The organism is Acinetobacter sp. YH1901141, from assembly GCF_013416935.1.
GTDB lineage: Bacteria > Pseudomonadota > Gammaproteobacteria > Pseudomonadales > Moraxellaceae > Acinetobacter > Acinetobacter towneri.
Genome location: NZ_VPEY01000071.1, coordinates 1 through 1,476, shown reverse-complemented (window position 1 = coordinate 1,476; position 1,476 = coordinate 1). Strand labels below are relative to the sequence as shown.

Genomic DNA, 1,476 nt, shown 5'->3' with positions numbered 1-1,476 from the left:
GTAAATTTTCAGCGTTGCTGGCTCCCCGTCAGCCGGATTGGGTTGCATCGCAGGGGTGTCGAAAGAGTCAACTGCGGTCCAAAGCTGTTGGACTTGGGTGAAAAGGGCGTTTATTCTTCCTATACGTATAGGAAACCTTTATTATACGGTTATAGTAAAAAGGGGGAGAGGAATCTTCCTCTTTTTTATTTTAAAGGGAGATCTCCCATGACACTTCGTAGAAAAGGGTACATCAATGAATTTGATGGCTTATTTGTGATACCAACAATCGGATTAATCCTGTTGAAATTTTATATTTCTATATTTAGAGCATAGGCAGATTGCCTGTGCTCTTTATTTTGTTTGTTTTAAATTGGTATTGAATGATACCAATATTACATGATTAATGGAGGAGATTATTTATGACATTTAATAACAATGAAAATACACGTGTGTGGTTTATTACAGGTGCAAGCAGTGGACTAGGATACGAATTCACAAAAAAAGCATTGGAGTCAGGAGAGAAGGTTGTTGGTGTTGCTAGAAATATTGAAAAACTGAATGAGTTAAAATGCCAGTTTGAAGGAATGTTACTTCCTTTAAGTCTTGATGTTACTGATAGAAGTGCTGTTTCGACTACAGTGGAAACTGCCATTAAACATTTTGGAAGACTCGATATTGTCATTAACAATGCAGGGAATATGGTAATGGGAATGATTGAAGAATTTAGTGAAGATGAAGTTAGAAGCCAAATGGAAACTAATTTCTTCGGTACAGTATGGGTAAGTCAAGCTGTTATGCCGTACTTGCGGGCACAAGAATCAGGTCATATTATCCAGATATCTAGTATTGGTGGACTGATTAGTGGTCCAATGTCGGGAATCTATAGCGCTAGTAAATTTGCTTTAGAAGGATTTAGCGAGGCTTTAGCACAAGAAGCTGCACATTTTGGTATAAAAGTATCTATCGTAGAACCTGGAGGTTACTGGACGAATCTATACTTAAAAATGAGTTTTACTACACAGAAAAAAGAGTATGATTCATTACGTGAAAAGTTGGCCCAACAATATTCAAACGAATCGGTGGATAGTGATCCTAAGTTAGCCGCCGAAGCTATAATGAAACTGGTTAATAGTGAGAATCCGCCTCTCCGATTAGTTCTGGGAAGCCTTGTATATGATTTAGCTGTTGAAAATGCAGAAAAACGTATATTTACATGGAAAGAGTGGGAATCAGTCAGTCGTTCTTCGGAACATGGGATTCCTGCACCAGAAGGATACGGAATAATTGAGGAATAGAAACCCTAAGAAATAAACTCTCTAAACTACAAAAACTAATTAATGATTTAATATGTTTATTAACTTAATCGCCGGGCGCAACGGCTTTCGTCATTGCGTCTCTGGGAGCAGCTTGGTCTTCAACTGCACCGGCCTTTGTCGCTTTCCGTCTACTTCAAGCAGTGGGCGCGTCGGCCATGCTGGTGGCGACGTTCGCGAC

General features: G+C 39.3%; 2 protein-coding genes and 1 pseudogene. All 3 read left to right on the top strand.

All coding sequences use genetic code 11. The features are described 5' to 3' along the window. Positions 1 to 315 (top strand): hypothetical protein (locus FTV52_RS14670; protein ID WP_218944809.1); only part of this gene is annotated, 315 nt, incomplete at its 5' end. A gap of 86 nt (positions 316 to 401) precedes the next feature. After that, the gene (locus FTV52_RS14470) at positions 402 to 1,277 is read left to right on the top strand and encodes an SDR family oxidoreductase (protein WP_078081115.1); all 876 of its coding nucleotides are present in this window, start codon (positions 402 to 404) and stop codon (positions 1,275 to 1,277) included. 74 nt (positions 1,278 to 1,351) lie between these two features. Then, positions 1,352 to 1,476 (top strand): annotated as a pseudogene (locus tag FTV52_RS14465) (CmlA/FloR family chloramphenicol efflux MFS transporter); the annotation flags it as partial.